This window comes from Mycolicibacterium chitae (assembly GCF_900637205.1).
Classification (GTDB): Bacteria; Actinomycetota; Actinomycetes; order Mycobacteriales; family Mycobacteriaceae; genus Mycobacterium; species Mycobacterium chitae.
In genome coordinates, this window is the sequence record NZ_LR134355.1 from 5,205,628 (window position 1) to 5,219,785 (window position 14,158).

13 protein-coding genes are annotated in these 14,158 nt (G+C 68.8%); 8 read left to right on the plus strand and 5 right to left on the minus strand.

The window, feature by feature from the left end; all coding sequences use genetic code 11:
• The first annotated feature begins 13 nt into the window (after positions 1 to 13).
• Together EL338_RS24775 and EL338_RS24780 are read left to right on the plus strand one after the other, a co-directional pair.
• Entirely contained in the window at positions 14 to 1,717 is a 1,704-nt protein-coding gene (locus tag EL338_RS24775) for an AMP-binding protein (protein ID WP_126336191.1), read from the plus strand.
• A gap of 22 nt (positions 1,718 to 1,739) precedes the next feature.
• The gene (locus EL338_RS24780) at positions 1,740 to 3,191 is read left to right on the plus strand and encodes a protein adenylyltransferase SelO (protein WP_126336193.1); all 1,452 of its coding nucleotides are present in this window, start codon (positions 1,740 to 1,742) and stop codon (positions 3,189 to 3,191) included.
• A 45-nt stretch (positions 3,192 to 3,236) separates the two neighbouring features.
• Here EL338_RS24780 and EL338_RS24785 read toward each other — a convergent pair whose 3' ends face one another.
• From EL338_RS24785 to EL338_RS24800, 4 genes are all read right to left on the minus strand, one after another.
• Positions 3,237 to 3,785, minus strand: a complete 549-nt coding sequence (locus EL338_RS24785; protein ID WP_126336195.1) for a VOC family protein — start codon at positions 3,783 to 3,785, stop codon at positions 3,237 to 3,239.
• Positions 3,782 to 4,720, minus strand: a complete 939-nt coding sequence (locus EL338_RS24790) for an acyl-CoA thioesterase (RefSeq protein ID WP_179967132.1) — start codon at positions 4,718 to 4,720, stop codon at positions 3,782 to 3,784. The genes EL338_RS24785 and EL338_RS24790 overlap by 4 nt, the downstream gene beginning before the upstream one ends.
• A gap of 83 nt (positions 4,721 to 4,803) precedes the next feature.
• Entirely contained in the window at positions 4,804 to 5,178 is a 375-nt protein-coding gene (locus tag EL338_RS24795; protein WP_126336198.1) for a PH domain-containing protein, read from the minus strand.
• A 68-nt stretch (positions 5,179 to 5,246) separates the two neighbouring features.
• Positions 5,247 to 6,071, minus strand: coding sequence for an alpha/beta fold hydrolase (locus EL338_RS24800; protein WP_126336199.1), 825 nt, complete (start codon positions 6,069 to 6,071; stop codon positions 5,247 to 5,249).
• Between the two features lie 290 nt (positions 6,072 to 6,361).
• Here EL338_RS24800 and EL338_RS26240 point away from each other — a divergent pair, with 290 nt between their 5' ends.
• The 5 genes from EL338_RS26240 (at position 6,362) to EL338_RS24825 (ending at position 11,178) form a co-directional block, all read left to right on the plus strand.
• Positions 6,362 to 6,778 carry a hypothetical protein gene (locus tag EL338_RS26240; RefSeq protein WP_163791926.1) on the plus strand — a complete coding sequence of 139 codons (417 nt, stop codon included), beginning with the start codon at positions 6,362 to 6,364 and terminating at the stop codon, positions 6,776 to 6,778.
• A 114-nt stretch (positions 6,779 to 6,892) separates the two neighbouring features.
• Positions 6,893 to 7,699 carry a L,D-transpeptidase gene (locus EL338_RS24810; RefSeq protein WP_126336201.1) on the plus strand — a complete coding sequence of 269 codons (807 nt, stop codon included), beginning with the start codon at positions 6,893 to 6,895 and terminating at the stop codon, positions 7,697 to 7,699.
• 95 nt (positions 7,700 to 7,794) lie between these two features.
• Positions 7,795 to 9,402 (plus strand): FAD-binding protein, encoded by a 1,608-nt coding sequence (locus tag EL338_RS24815; protein ID WP_126336202.1) that lies wholly within the window; start codon positions 7,795 to 7,797, stop codon positions 9,400 to 9,402.
• Positions 9,399 to 10,256: an alpha/beta fold hydrolase gene (locus tag EL338_RS24820; protein WP_126336203.1), complete on the plus strand. Its 858-nt coding sequence runs from the start codon at positions 9,399 to 9,401 to the stop codon at positions 10,254 to 10,256. The genes EL338_RS24815 and EL338_RS24820 overlap by 4 nt, the downstream gene beginning before the upstream one ends.
• A 19-nt stretch (positions 10,257 to 10,275) precedes the next feature.
• Positions 10,276 to 11,178 carry an LLM class flavin-dependent oxidoreductase gene (locus EL338_RS24825; RefSeq protein ID WP_126336205.1) on the plus strand — a complete coding sequence of 301 codons (903 nt, stop codon included), beginning with the start codon at positions 10,276 to 10,278 and terminating at the stop codon, positions 11,176 to 11,178.
• A gap of 179 nt (positions 11,179 to 11,357) precedes the next feature.
• On the opposite strand, the gene EL338_RS24830 is transcribed toward EL338_RS24825, so the two are convergent.
• A complete protein-coding gene (locus tag EL338_RS24830; RefSeq protein ID WP_163792277.1) occupies positions 11,358 to 12,944 on the minus strand; it encodes a flavin-containing monooxygenase in 1,587 nt (528 codons plus the stop codon).
• A gap of 168 nt (positions 12,945 to 13,112) precedes the next feature.
• On the opposite strand from EL338_RS24830, the gene EL338_RS24835 reads away from it, so the two are divergent.
• The gene (locus tag EL338_RS24835; protein WP_126336208.1) at positions 13,113 to 14,156 is read left to right on the plus strand and encodes a ferredoxin--NADP reductase; all 1,044 of its coding nucleotides are present in this window, start codon (positions 13,113 to 13,115) and stop codon (positions 14,154 to 14,156) included.
• The last annotated feature ends 2 nt before the right edge of the window (positions 14,157 to 14,158 follow it).

The following is a 14,158-nucleotide window of genomic DNA, read 5'->3' on the forward strand; positions in this document are numbered from 1 at the left end:
GATCCTAGCTGGCATGACGACCAACGCCGATCTGTATCGCAGCGCGCGCGACCAGCTGGTGGCCGCCATCGACGACTACGACAAGGCCGTCGAGACCTTCGCCTGGCCTCAGCTCGAGGGCAAGTTCAACTGGGCCACCGACTGGTTCGACGCCATCGCCCGGGACCCGTCCACCGCCGACCGGCCGGCGCTGTGGATCGTCGAGCACGACGGCAGCGAGCAGCAGGTCACCTTCGCCGAGATGGCGCGGCGCTCCGACCTGGTCGCGACCTGGCTGCAGCAACTCGGGGTGAACAAGGGCGACCGCGTCATCCTCATGCTCGGCAACCAGGTCGAACTGTGGGAGACCATGCTCGGCGTCGCCAAGCTGGGCGCGGTCATCATGCCGACCACCGCGGCGCTGGGCCCGGCCGATCTGGTCGACCGGATCACCCGCGGCGGTGCGCGGTACGTCGTCGCCAATGCGGCCGACACGGCGAAGTTCGCCGACGTGGCCGGCGACTACGGCCGCATCGCGGTCGGCTACGCCGTCGAGGGCTGGCACCGCTACGCCGACGCCTACGCCGTGCCCACGGCCGGGCCGTTCCCCGCGTGCACCGACGTGACCGATCCGATGCTCATCTACTTCACCTCCGGCACCACCAGCCGGCCCAAACTCGTCGAGCATTCGCAGGTCTCCTACCCGGTCGGACACCTCACGACGATGTCCTGGATCGGGGTGCGCCCCGGCGACGTGCATTTGGCGATCAGCTCCCCGGGATGGGCCAAACATGCGTGGAGTTGTTTCTTCGCGCCGTGGATCGCCGAGGCGACGATCTTCGTCTACGACTACCCGCGCTTCGACGCCGCGGCCCTGCTACACCAACTCCGCCGCGCGCAGGTCAACACGTTCTGCGCGCCACCGACGGTGTGGCGCATGCTGATTCAGGCCGACCTCGGCGCCCGCCCCGAGGGCCTGCGCGAGGTGCTGGGCGCCGGGGAGCCGCTCAACCCCGACGTCATCGCCCAGGTCGAGAACGCGTGGGGCCTGACCATTCGCGACGGGTTCGGCCAGACCGAGACCACCCTGCAGGTGGGCAACCCCCCCGGCCAACCCGTCAAGGCCGGGTCGATGGGCCGGCCGATGCCCGGGGTGCCGGTGGTCCTCGTCGACCCGGTGACCGGGCAGCCCTCGGACACCGAAGGCGAGATCTGCCTGGACCTGGGCCGGTCGCCGCTGAACCTGATGACCGGCTACCTCGACGATCCGGAACGCAACGCGGCCGTGACCGCCGGCGGTTTCTACCACACCGGCGACGTCGCCAGCCGCGACGCCGACGGCTACATCACCTACATCGGGCGCACCGACGATGTGTTCAAGTCCTCGGACTACAAGGTGTCGCCGTTCGAGCTCGAGAGCGTCCTCGTCGAGCATCCCGCGGTGGTCGAGGCCGCCGTCGTCCCGCAACCCGACGACACCCGGCTGTGCGTGCCCAAGGCCTACGTGGCGCTGGCCGACGGCTGGGGCGCCGACGCGGACACGGCGCGGGCGATCATGGAGTACGCCCGGGACAACCTGGCCCCGTATCTGAAGGTGCGCCGGGTGGAGTTCTTCGAGCTGCCCAAGACCATCTCCGGCAAGATCCGCCGGGTGGAACTGCGCCAGCGCGAGGACGAGGCGCATCAGCGCGGCGCCGGCATCGACACCGAGTACCGCTACGAGGACCTGGTCGAGTAGTCCTGCTCCGTAGGGTGGGGGCATGAGTGCCGCACCGGCGAAGCCCGTCGTCCTGGGGAGCTGGTTTGCGCGCGACCTGGCCGACATGGCCGTCACGTGGCAGGCCGAGCCCGCGCCCGATCCGAAACTGCTGATCCTCAACGAGCCGTTGGCCGCCGACCTCGGCCTGGACCCCGACTGGTTGCGGGGTCCCGACGGCGTCGGCCTGCTGACCGGGACGGTGGTGCGCGACGGCGCCGCCCCCGTCGCGCAGGCCTACTCCGGGCACCAGTTCGGCGGCTTCGTGCCGCGGCTCGGCGACGGGCGAGCCCTGCTGCTCGGCGAGCTCACCGACACTGAGGGCCGGCTGCGTGACCTGCACCTGAAGGGGTCCGGGCGCACCCCGTTCGCCCGCGGCGGCGACGGTCTGGCTGCCGTCGGGCCGATGCTGCGCGAATACCTCATCAGCGAGGCGATGCACGCCCTCGGCATTCCGACCACCCGCTCGCTGGCGGTGGTGGCCACCGGGCGGCCGGTGCACCGGGACACCGCGCTGCCAGGTGCCGTGCTGGCCCGGGTGGCCAGCAGCCACCTGCGGGTCGGCAGCTTCCAGTTCGCCGCGGCCACCGGGGACGCCGCCCTGCTGCGCCGGCTGGCCGATCATGCGATCGCCCGGCACGCGCCCGCGGCGGCGCAGGCCGACAACCCGTACGTGGCGCTGTTCGAGGCGACGGTCGCCGTCCAGGCCGACCTGATCGCGCGGTGGATGCTCGTCGGGTTCATCCACGGCGTGATGAACACCGACAACATGACGATCTCCGGGGAGACCATCGACTACGGGCCCTGCGCCTTCATGGACGGCTACCACCCCGGCACCGTCTTCAGCTCGATCGACTCCGGGGGCCGCTACGCCTACGGCAATCAGCCCGGGATCGCGATGTGGAACCTGGCGCGGTTCGCCGAGACGCTGCTGCCGCTGTTCGACGAGGACACCGACCGGGCGATCGCCGTCGCGACGCAGGCCCTCGACGGGTTCCGGGCTCAGTACGAGGCGGCGTGGCTGACCGGCATGGGCGCCAAGCTGGGCCTCGCCGGTTCTTCGGACGCCGCACTGGTCGAGGATCTGCTGACGCAGCTGGCCCAGAGCCAGGTCGACTTCACCTCGTTCTTCCGCCAGCTGGCCCGCGCGGTGAGCGGCGACCGTGAACCGTCACGCGGGTTGTTCCTGGACCTCGCGGCGTTCGACGCGTGGCTGCAGCGCTGGCTGGCGCTCAATCCCGATGCGGCACTGATGGATCGGACCAACCCGGTCTACATCCCCCGCAACCACCTGGTGGAGCAGGCGCTGACCGCGGCCACGGGCGGCGACCTCGGGCCGGTCGAGCAACTGCTGTCGGCCGTCACCGATCCCTACGTCGAGCGCCCCGGCCTGGAGCGCTACGCCGAACCGGCCCCGGACTCCTTCGGCCCGTATCAGACGTTCTGCGGCACGTGATTCGGGTGCGCCCGGTTGCGGTGAGCGCAACCGGGCGCACCCAAATCACCCGAGGACGCGCAGCGGGTCGACGCCGTCCCAGTCCGCGCACGTGGCCGCGATCTTGGTCAGGTGCGCCAGGAAAGTGGGCGTCTCCTCCACCACCTCGGTGAAGAATCCAAAATCCGCGACCGTGTCGACGAACGCGATGCGCTGCCGGCCCGCGGTGAGCTCGCAGGCCAGTTCGTAACCCTGGCTCGTCAACTGGGCGACCTTGCCGTCGTAGTCGGAGGTCACCGTCGCGATCTGGTGGAAGCCGCTGGGCCCGGCGGCTTTCGCCATGTCGGCGTACACGCTGGGGCCGGGGCTGTGGTCCTCGATGAGTTCGATTTGTACCGGCCCGGCCTGGGCGACGCCGACCTGGAGGTCGACGACGGCCTCGGCGCCCCGGTACCGGCAGGTGCTCCGGGTCCGCGGCAGGATGTGGAAGGGGCCGACCCCGAACACCGCCGCCCAACGCCGCGCCGCCGCCGGCAGGTCGTCGACGACGAATCCCAGTTGGACGAAGCGGTAATCCCCGTCGGGCCAAGGCTGTTCGAACAGCGGGAGGGTCATCGCTGCGGCCTGGGCCGGACCAGAACCTCCTGGGCGGTGCTGGCCACCAGCGCTCCCTCGGCGTCGACGATGGTGCCCCGGACCAGCGCGCGCTGCCCGCGCATCGACACCGGCTCCTGGATGTAGAGATGCCACTGGTCGAAGCGCGCCGGCCGGTGCAGCCAGATGGCGTGATCCAGGCTCACCCCGGCGGTGGTCGCATAGTTGACGGGCTCCGGATGATCCCGAAACGCCATGTCCAGCAACAGGTAATCGCTGGCGTAGGCGACCATCGCGTGGTGCATCCCCGGATCGTCGCCGATACCGCGCGGCAGGCGCATCCAGTGTGCGCGCGGGCCGGGGGCCTGCGCGCCACCGAAGAACGTCGGCGCCTCGGGAATGCGCATCTCCAGCGGCGGCGGCACGTCGATCCAGGTCTGTCCCATCGTCTGCATCTCCACCGGCGCGGCGGCCGCCCAATGCTGCAGCAGCGGCAGGTCCAGCGGTGCCGGGGCCTGCGGCGGCTCCGGCACCGGTTCCGGGGTGGCCGGGTTGTCGTGGAAGGAGGCCACCGCGGTGAACACGGCGCCGCGGCCCTGTAGGATCTCGACGTGCCGCGTCGAGAGCGCGCGTCCGTCGCGGGTGCGGTGCACCACGATATCGACGGGTTCGCCGACGATGCCGGGCCGAGTGAAGTAGGCGTGCAGCGAGTTCAGCGGCTGCCCCTCGACGGTGGTCCCCGCGGCGCGCACCGCCAGGGCCAGCAGTTGGCCGCCGAAGATGTGGCCGAAGCGGCTGGGCTCGTTGGTGGCCCGGAAGCGGTCCGGTCCGGTGGGTTCGAGCCGCAGCGCGCCCTCGATGCTGTCGAGCGCGGCCAGCGTGTCCGTCTCCAACTTGGTGCCGCTGCCGCGCAGCGCACCCGTGAAGTCGTCGGTGACCGGTGCGGGTTGGCTCACCGCTTCCTCCTCGCGCTGACGGGACCGTTGGGATCCGCCCAGTACGGTAGCCCGCGATCAGCAGCCCACCCCGCACGGGTGCGTCAGAGCACGTACTCCCCGATCAGCTTCCCGATGGTGCGGATGTCGACGTGGCCCTTGAAGTCCAGCCGTACCTTGCCGAGGCCGGAGAACCACAGTTCGAGCTCCGCGTCGAGGTCGAAGCGGCCCGCGGTCTCGATGCTCCAGGCCTGAATCTTGCTGTACGGCAACGAGGAGTAGTCGCGCTTCTTGCCGCTGAAGCCCTGCACGTTGATCACGATGAGGCGCTTGTTGGTGAAGACCACCGAGTCGCGCATCCCCTTGAAGCTCAGGTGGACGTGCTCGTCGTCGATGAGGATCGGCGCCAGTTCGCCGGCGATGGGCTTCGGATCGGCTGGTCCAAGCTTGACGAAGAGGCCGTTTTGGAAGTCGATCATGATCGGACGGTATCGGCTTGCCACCGGCCCGGGGAGGGATCACCGAAACTCGCCCCGGCGCCCCGCCGTCAGGACTGGAAGAACGCCAGCAGTTCGGGGTTCAGGACCTCGGCATGCGTCGTCGGCAGTCCGTGCGGTAGATCGCTATACGTCTTCAGTGTGCCGTTGGGCAGCAGCTCCGCGGACTTCGGGCCGGCGGCGCCGTAGGGGACGATCTGGTCGTCCTCACTGTGCACCACCAACACCGGCAGGCTGATCTGCTTCAGGTCCTCGGTGAAGTCGGTCTGCGAGAATGCCACGATGCCGTCGTAGTGCGCCTTGGCGCCGCCCATCATGCCCTGCCGCCACCAGTTTTCGATCACCGCCTCCGACGGCTCCACCCCCTCGCGGTTGTAGCCGTAGAAGGGGCCGGACGGCAACGCGCGGTAGAACTCCGAACGGTTGGCCGCCAACTGGGCCTGCAGGTCGTCGAAGACGCTCTTCGGCAGGCCCTCGGGATTGGAGTCGGCCTGCACCATCAGGGGTGGCACCGCGCACAGCAGCGCCGCCTTGGCCGCCCTTGCTTCGCCGTGGCGCGCGAGGTAGTGGACCACCTCTCCCCCGCCGGTCGAATGCCCGACGTGGATCGCGTCGCGCAGGTCCAGGTGATCGACGACCGCCTTGAGGTCGTCGGCGTAGTGATCCATGTCGTGACCGTCGAAGACCTGGCTCGACCGGCCATGTCCGCGTCGATCGTGCGCGACCACCCGATAGCCGTGGGACAGGAAGTACAACAGCTGGGTGTCCCAGTCGTCCGAGGACAGGGGCCAGCCGTGGCTGAACACGATGGGCTGCCCCGATCCCCAATCCTTGTAGAAGATTTCGACACCGTCGGCGGTCGTGATCGTGGGCATGGTTCGGGAACCTTCCTGAAAGGGATCGTGCCTCGGTGTTCTGAGCGTAGGACGCAGGGTCCCCAGCGAAGGTCACCGAATGGGAGCGGTGCGGTCACGTCCGGGCTCATTTGCGTCTCGGTCAGGCAACCGATCCGGATTTACCGCCACGAAGCTCTTATATTTCAGTTGCGTAATTTCTCTCCTGTAATTCGTCAGGACTAACAGAAGGAGTCGACGTGCGGCTTTCTCTATATCGATTCCTTTGCGTGGGGGTCGCCAGCGTTGGATTGTCTGCTGCGGCAGCGGTATTGAGCGGGCAGGCTGCGGCCGCCCCGCTGATCACGGGTGGCGCGGACTGCGTCGAGAAGATGTCGGGCACCGCAGCGCCGTGTGCCGCCGTGTCGCTCGAGGCCTCCGGACTGGCCGCGCCCGTCGCCGGCCCGCCGCCCGGCCCGCCGCTGGTTCCGCCGATCCCGCCGGTCGCACCGCCCCCGGTGCCGCCGCTGGTGCCGCCGCTGCCACCGCCACCCCCGTTGGTGCCGCCGGTGCCCCCGGTTGCGCCGCCGCCACCGGTTCCCGTCGTCCCGCCCGTCGCCGCACCCATTGCGGCCGGCGCCCCGCTCACGACCATGAGCGGCGCCGCCTCGGGCAAGGGGGTGCCGACCAATCCGCAGACCACCAAGGGTCCGCAGTCCGGTGTTCCCACCCTGCCGGGTGAGGGCTGACCCCACTGGTTGTTGACGGAATCCGCTGCGCGGCAGTCGAACCCCTTCGCCTGCCGCCCAGCGGTTCCTTCGAAGTTCCTGCGTTAATGCTGTTCCTTTCAAGAGGTCGGGTCAATGCGAGCAGTCATTCGTTCTGTTCTCGCGGCGGTCGTGGTCGCCGCCGTCATAGCCGCGCCGACGGCTGAGGTCCAAACCACGGCGCTGGTTCTTCCGCTGGACTCCGCGATCGAGTCGATCCTGCCGACCGGCGACGAACCCGTCGGCGTGGCGCACCCGGTGATGGTGACCTTCGCCGGACCGATCTTCGACCGCAGCAGCGCCGAGCGCGCCCTGAACATCTCCTCGAACCCGGAGATGACCGGCACGTACGAGTGGCTGGAAAGCAATGTCGTGCAATGGGTTCCCGACCACTACTGGCCGTCCAACAGCACGGTGATGCTGTCGGTGGGGGCCAAGCGCGCCCAGTTCAGCACGGGGCCCGCGGTCATCGGTGTCGCGAGTCTTTCCAAGCACACGTTCACCGTGACCATCGACGGGGACCCGGCGGGGCCCCCGGTGCGATTGCCCGCGCCGCACCACCTGCCCCACGCGGGTGAGGAGGGCGTGCTACTGGCCTCGGCGGGCCGCGAGAAGTATCCGACACCCCCGGGCAAGTACACGGTGCTGGAGAAGGACCGCACGGTGCTGATGGACTCCAGCAGCGTGGGCGTGCCCATCACGGACTCCTCGGGTTACCTGATGGACGTCGATTACGCCGTCCGCATCACCTGGCGCGGGATCTATGTGCATTCGGCCCCGTGGGCGGTGCGCTCGATGGGCATCGAGAACACCAGTCATGGCTGTATCGGCCTGATTCCGGCCGCCGCCGAATGGTATTTCGACCACGTCAAGATCGGTGATCCGGTCATCGTCGAGGAGTAGCCTCGCCACCCGGTCAGCGGGAACTGCCCTGGCCCGGTAGCGGTCCCAAGACCACCATGGACCCCCAGTAGTGCCTGCGCACCGAGGGAGTGGCCATGGGATCGACCGGGGAGTACGACGTCATCGTCGTGGGGTTCGGCGCGGCCGGTGCGGCCGCCGCCATCGAGGCCGCCGACCGCGGCGCCCGGGTGCTCGTGCTGGACCGCGGCCATGGCGGCGGGGCCACCGCGTTATCGGGCGGGATCGTCTACGCCGGGGCGGGCACACCCGAACAACGCCTCGGCGGTTACGAGGACACCGTCGACGACATGCTCGCCTACCTCCGGGCGGAAGTCGGCGACGCCGTGAGCGAGGAGACCCTCGCGCGGTTCTGCGAGCAGAGCCCCGCGATGATCGAGTGGCTCAAGGCGCAGGGCGTCGAATTCCGGGGCGGGACGGTGTCGTCGTACAAGACCTCCTATCCCACCGACGACTTCTACCTCTACTACTCCGGCAACGAGAAGGCTCACCCGTACAGCCGGCATGCGCGGCCGGCGCCCCGCGGCCACCGCGTGCTGGCCCCGGGGATGAGCTCCGGCAAGGTGATGTTCGAGCACCTGCGCCGTTCCGCGCAGTCCAAGGGCATCGAGTTCATCCCGCTGGCGCGCGTGCACGCCCTGATCCAGGACGACGACGGGCATGTCACCGGGGTCCGTTATCGCGCAATGGATCTCGAACACCGCAACGCGCGCCAGCATTCGCTGCTCACCCGGGTCACCGGCAAGGTGGGGACCTGGCTGCCGGGTGTGGTCCGCGGTGCGGTCGCGCGAACCGAACGGCTGTGGTCCGAGGCCGCGACCGAAGCCAGCGCACACGCTCCGACCGTGATCCTCGCCGCCGGCGGCTTCATCTACAACCGGGACTGGATGCAGCAGTTCGCACCGCAGTTCATGAAGATCTCCCCGCTGGGCACCCCCGGCGACGACGGCGCCGGCATCGCACTGGGCCTGGCCGCCGGCGGCATAACCGACAAGATGGACAACGTCACCGCGTGGCGGTTCCTGGCCCCGCCGAGCGCATTCCTCGAAGGCCTGACCGTGGGCGCCGACGGCCGCCGCATCGCCAACGAGGACCTCTACGGGGCGACACACGGCAACGCCATGATGCGCGAGTTCAACGGCACCGGGTGGGCGATCTACGACGCGGCGACCTGGCAGAAGGTGCGCCGACAGATCAACGAACAGACCCAGGTGTTCCAGCGCCTGCAACTGCTGTATCTGTTCACGCTCGGCCACAAGAAGGCCCGCACGATCGACGGGATCGCCCGCAAGAACGGCATCGACCCGGCCGGACTGCGCGCCACCGTCGCCGCATACAACACCGGGATCGCCAGTGGTGCAGGCGATCCCGGGCACAAGACGCCCGAACTGTGCCCGCCTATGACCGACGGTCCGTTCTATTCGATCAACATCTCGGCCGACTCGTCGATGTTCTACCCGATCCCCGGACTGACCCTCGGCGGCCTCGTCGTCGACGAGACGTCCGGTGCGGTGACTCACCGCGACGGCGGCGCCATCCCGGGGTTGTACGCGGCCGGGCGCAACGCGGTCGGCATCTGCTCCAACAGTTACGTCAGCGGGCTGTCGATCTCGGACTGCGTGTTCAGCGGTCGCCGCGCCGGCGCCCATGCCGCGCAGACGGCTGCCCTAGAGTCGGGACAATGACGTCACTCGACTACCACGACACGCTGCGCGAGGTCACCACCCCCGGCGGGGTGCTGCGCTATCACGAGGCCGGCGACGGACCGCCGCTGCTGTTGCTGCACGGCTCCGGTCCGGGCGTGACCGGTTGGCGCAACTTCCGCGGGAATCTCGACGTCTTCGCCGAGGACTTCCGCTGCCTGGTGTTGGAGTTCCCGGGTTACGGCGTCAGCGACGACTTCGGCGGGCATCCCGTGATCGACGCCCAGACGGCCCTGGTGCAGTTCACCGACGCCCTCGGCTTGGAGCGCGCGCACATCATCGGCAACTCGATGGGCGGCGGCGTCGGCGTCAACTTCGCCATTCACCACCCCGATCGGGTGGGCAAGCTGGTGACCATCGGTGGGATCGGCACCAACCTGTTCAGCCCGGGCCCCAGCGAGGGCATCCGGTTGCTGCAGGAATTCACCGAGAATCCCACCCGGGAGCGGCTCGTCGATTGGCTGCATTCGATGGTCTACGACCCGGCCCTGGTGACCGAGGAACTCATCGAGGAGCGCTGGGCGCTGGCCACCGAGCCCGAGACGTTGGCGTCCGCGCGGCGGCTGTACGGCAAGGCCGCCTTCACGGCGATGATGGACATGATGCGCAAGGCCGACTTCCCGATGCCGTGGGCGGTCATGCACAAGGTCGCCGCGCCGACCCTGCTGACGTGGGGCCGCGACGACCGGGTGAGTCCGCTGGATATGGCGCTGATCCCGATGCGCACGATTCCCAACGCCGAGTTTCACGTGTTCCCCAACTGCGGGCACTGGGTGATGATCGAGGCCAAGGCCGCCTTCGAACGGACTGTCCTGTCGTTCCTGTCCGATAGCTAGAAGGGATTCCTGTTCCCGCATGCACATCAACATGGGACTACCGACGCTCTTCCCGCACGGACGGGAGACCGAGTTCTCGTGGTATCGCAAGATCGACGAGGGGCCGTGGGACGGCCTCACGACCTATGAACGGGTGCTCTACCCCGACAGCTGGGCCGTGATCCCGCAGCTCGCCGCCGCGGCCGCGGTGACCGAACGCGTGCGGCTCTGGACCGACATCGTTGCGCTCCCGATGCGGAACCCGGTCTTGTTCGCGAAAGACCTTGCCACCGTGGATGTTCTGTCCGGCGGCCGGCTGACACTCGGGGTCGGCATCGGCGCCTGGGACGAGGACTACCTGGCGGTCGGCAGCCCCCTCGAGCGGAAGCGGCAGCGGATGGACCAGGCCGTCGCGACGATGCGCGCGGTGTGGGCCCAGGAGCCGCCCGTCGAAGGACACCATCCCGTCGGCCCCGCGCCTGTGCAGGCCGACGGCATCCCCCTGGTCGCCGGGGTCGTCGGCCCCAAGGCGCTCGCGCGGGCCGCGCAATGGGCGCACGGGGTCAGCGACCCGGCGCACTCGCTGCATTTCAACGTCGAGGCGTTGGCTACTCAGCGCGAACGCGTCGTCGAGGCATGGCAGGCCGCAGGACGGACCGACCGCCCGCACTTCTCCGCCCCCGTCTGGTTCGCACTCGGTCCGGACCCGGAGAAGCAGTTGCGCGAGCACGTCATCGACTTCTGGGACCAGGATGCCGTCGCCGCCGGACCGGAGTCGTCCTACGTGACCGCCCCGGACGCGGGGACGTTGAACTGCGGGGCCGCCGGGCTGCTCGCCGCCGTGAACGGTGCGCGCGAAGCGGGACTGGACGAGTTACGACTCATCCCGACCACCGCCGACCCCGACGAAATCGACCGTGCGCGTGAGGTGCTCGGTATCTGAGCCCGGATGGCGGGATCGTTCTTTGGAAGTTCGCTCCTGTCCACGCGGCCCCTCGGCTGTAACCCGTCACCGTGCGTTGACGGTCATCCACAGCCTGAGCCCCGCGGCAGTCAGCCTGTGGATATCCGTCACCCGGAGGTGACGACTTTTGATCGAGGGGCCGTTCGGAGACGGCCCGGCTAGCGTTCCGCAGCGATGGGCTCCAGCAGGCTGAATCCCTTGTAACCGGCGCCGGCCACTTCCGCGCAGATGTCGAGGTAGGCGGCGAACCCGCCGATGAAAAGCATGAACACCCGCGGCTTTCCGGGCACGTTGGCGCCCATGTACCAGGAGTTGGCCTTCGGGAAGAGCGTGGCGTCGGCCCGCCGGTTGCACTCGGCGATCCAGTTGTCGACCGCGTCCGGGGTCGCCTCGAGGGCGGCGTAGCCGTGCTGGTCGAGGTGGGCGATGGCATCGGCGATCCAGTTCACGTGCGCCTCGGCGTGCAACACCATGTTGGCTAGCACCGCCGGCGCCCCCGGACCGGAGACCAGGAACAGGTTCGGAAACCCGTCGACACCCAGGCCCAGGTAGGTGCGGGGCCCGTCGGCCCAGTCGTCGACGAGTCGCCGGCCGCCCCGGCCCACGATGTCGATCTTGGCCAGGGTTCCCGTCATCGCGTCGAATCCGGTGGCCAGCACCAGGGCATCGATGTCGTAGCGGGCATCGGAGGTCACGATGCCGGTGGCGTCGATCGTCTGGATCGGGGTCTTGCGGACACTGATCAGCTTCACGTTGGGCCGGTTGAACGTCTGGAAGTAGTTGGTGTCGGTGCAGATTCGCTTGGTGCCGATCGGATGATCATCCGGGATCAGCAGATCGGCGACCTCGGGGTCGTCGATGACGGCGCGGATCTTCTCTTCGTAGAACTTCCGGGCTTCCTCGTTGGCTTCGAGGTTGATCATCTGGTCGGAGAACGTCTTGGAGAACAGCACACCGCCGAGTTCCCACCGCTTCTCGAAGGCCTGGCGACGTTCCTCGGGCGTGACCTCCATGGTCAGCTTCGGGTGCGCCACGTGCGGGGAGCCGCCGCCGCTGCGCCACGACATCCGCCGGCGCTCGTCGTAGGTGGCCTTGGCCTGGGCGACCTCGTCGTCGGTGAGCACCCGATTACCGGCGGGGACACTGTAATTCGGGGTCCGCTGGAACACGTAGAGCTGCTCGGCCTGCTCGGCGATGATGGGGGTGGACTGGATCCCCGAGGACCCGGTTCCGATGACGGCGACCCGCTTGCCGGTGAAGTCCACGCCCTCGTGCGGCCAGTGCGCGGTGTGGTACACCTCGCCGCCGAAGCTCTCCAGTCCCGGGATGTCCGGCGTCAGCGCCGACGAGAGCGGCCCCGTGGCCATCACTACGAATCGTGCGGTGACCTCCTCGCCGCTGTCGGTGGTGACCGACCAGCGCAGGGTGTCCTCGTCCAGGACGGCCGCGGTGACCCGCGTGTTGAACGTGATGCCGTCGCGCAACGTCAGCTTGTCGGCGACCCAGTTGATGTACTCGAGGATCTCCGACTGGGTGGCGTACTTCTCCGACCAGGTCCATTCCTGCTGCAGCTCATCGGAGAACGAGTAACAGTAGTCGAGGCTTTCCACGTCGCAGCGCGCCCCGGGATACCGGTTGAAGTACCAGGTCCCGCCGACCTCGGGGGCCGCCTCGAACACCCGCACGTCCAGCCCCTGCTCGCGGAACCTGTGCAGGGCGTACAACCCGCCGAATCCGGCTCCCACCACAACGACATCGACATGGCTCTTGGTCGCGGTACTCACGGCAGCAGGCTAGGCCGCCCACCACGACGCCGGCAGCTCGCTTCCCGGTCAACGGGCAGCGCGATATTCCTCCCGGCCACCGGTGAGGCCCCCTCGTCGCGCGGCGCCCGCGCAACCACAATGCGGCCCATGACCGACGCCGCATCCGGCTCCTCGCGCACGGTGCCCTTGACCGTGTCCGCCGTCGTCGACGAGAGCCCCGACGCCAAGTCCCTGGTGTTCACCATTCCCGACGAGCATCGGGGACGTTTCGACTACCGCCCGGGCCAGTTCCTCACGCTGCGCATCCCCAGCGAGCGCACCGGATCAGTGGCGCGCTGCTACTCGCTGGCCAGTTCGCCGCACACCGACGACGCGCCGAAGGTCACCGTGAAACGCACCGACGGTGGGTACGGCTCGAACTGGTTGTGCGACAACGTCGCCGCGGGCAGCATCATCGAGGTGCTGCCGCCGTCTGGGTTGTTCACCCCGGCCGACCTCGATGCGGACTTCCTGTTGTGGGCGGCCGGCAGCGGGGTCACGCCGGTGATGTCGATCCTCAAGTCCGTGCTGGCCGGCGGGACCGGACGCGTGGTGCTCTGCTACGCGAACCGCGATGAGCACTCGGTCATCTTCGCCGCCGAACTGCGCGCGCTGGCGGCCCGCTACGCCGGTCGCCTGACCGTGTTGCACTGGCTCGAATCCATCCAGGGCCTGCCCACCCGCGCGCAACTGGGCGGCTTCGCCCGCATGTTCACCGGCTACCAGTCTTTCGTCTGCGGACCCGAGCCGTTCATGGCCGTGGTCAAGGAGGCACTCACCGAGGCCGGCACCCCGCGGGACAACATCCATCTCGAGGTCTTCCTATCCCTGACCGGCGACCCGTTCGGCGAGGTCGTCGTCGAGGATTCCGACGACGCCGATGCCGCCGAGGTCCAGATCAGCCTGGACGGCGCCGTGCACCACCTGCGCTGGCCCCGGAACAACAACCTGGTGGACGTGATGCTGGCCGCCGGCATCGACGTCCCGTTCTCCTGTCGGGAAGGCAACTGCGGTTCGTGCGCGGCCACCGTCGTCGACGGCGAGGTCGACCTGGGCAACGCCGCCATTCTCGAGCCCGACGACATCGCCGAGGGGCTGTTTCTGGCCTGCCAGGCCTGCCCGCGCTCCGACCAGCTGCAGGTGGAGTTCTGACG

Bases quoted from the DNA above. Each gene is read 5' to 3' on its own strand.
- EL338_RS24775 (WP_126336191.1), top strand. From the start codon at position 14: ATGACGACCAACGCCGATCTGTATCGCAGCGCGCGCGACCAGCTGGTG.
- EL338_RS24780 (WP_126336193.1), top strand. From the start codon at position 1,740: ATGAGTGCCGCACCGGCGAAGCCCGTCGTCCTGGGGAGCTGGTTTGCG.
- EL338_RS24785 (WP_126336195.1), bottom strand. From the start codon at position 3,785: ATGACCCTCCCGCTGTTCGAACAGCCTTGGCCCGACGGGGATTACCGC.
- EL338_RS24795 (WP_126336198.1), bottom strand. From the start codon at position 5,178: ATGATCGACTTCCAAAACGGCCTCTTCGTCAAGCTTGGACCAGCCGAT.
- EL338_RS24800 (WP_126336199.1), bottom strand. From the start codon at position 6,071: ATGCCCACGATCACGACCGCCGACGGTGTCGAAATCTTCTACAAGGAT.
- EL338_RS24810 (WP_126336201.1), top strand. From the start codon at position 6,893: ATGCGAGCAGTCATTCGTTCTGTTCTCGCGGCGGTCGTGGTCGCCGCC.
- EL338_RS24815 (WP_126336202.1), top strand. From the start codon at position 7,795: ATGGGATCGACCGGGGAGTACGACGTCATCGTCGTGGGGTTCGGCGCG.
- EL338_RS24820 (WP_126336203.1), top strand. From the start codon at position 9,399: ATGACGTCACTCGACTACCACGACACGCTGCGCGAGGTCACCACCCCC.
- EL338_RS24825 (WP_126336205.1), top strand. From the start codon at position 10,276: ATGCACATCAACATGGGACTACCGACGCTCTTCCCGCACGGACGGGAG.
- EL338_RS24835 (WP_126336208.1), top strand. From the start codon at position 13,113: ATGACCGACGCCGCATCCGGCTCCTCGCGCACGGTGCCCTTGACCGTG.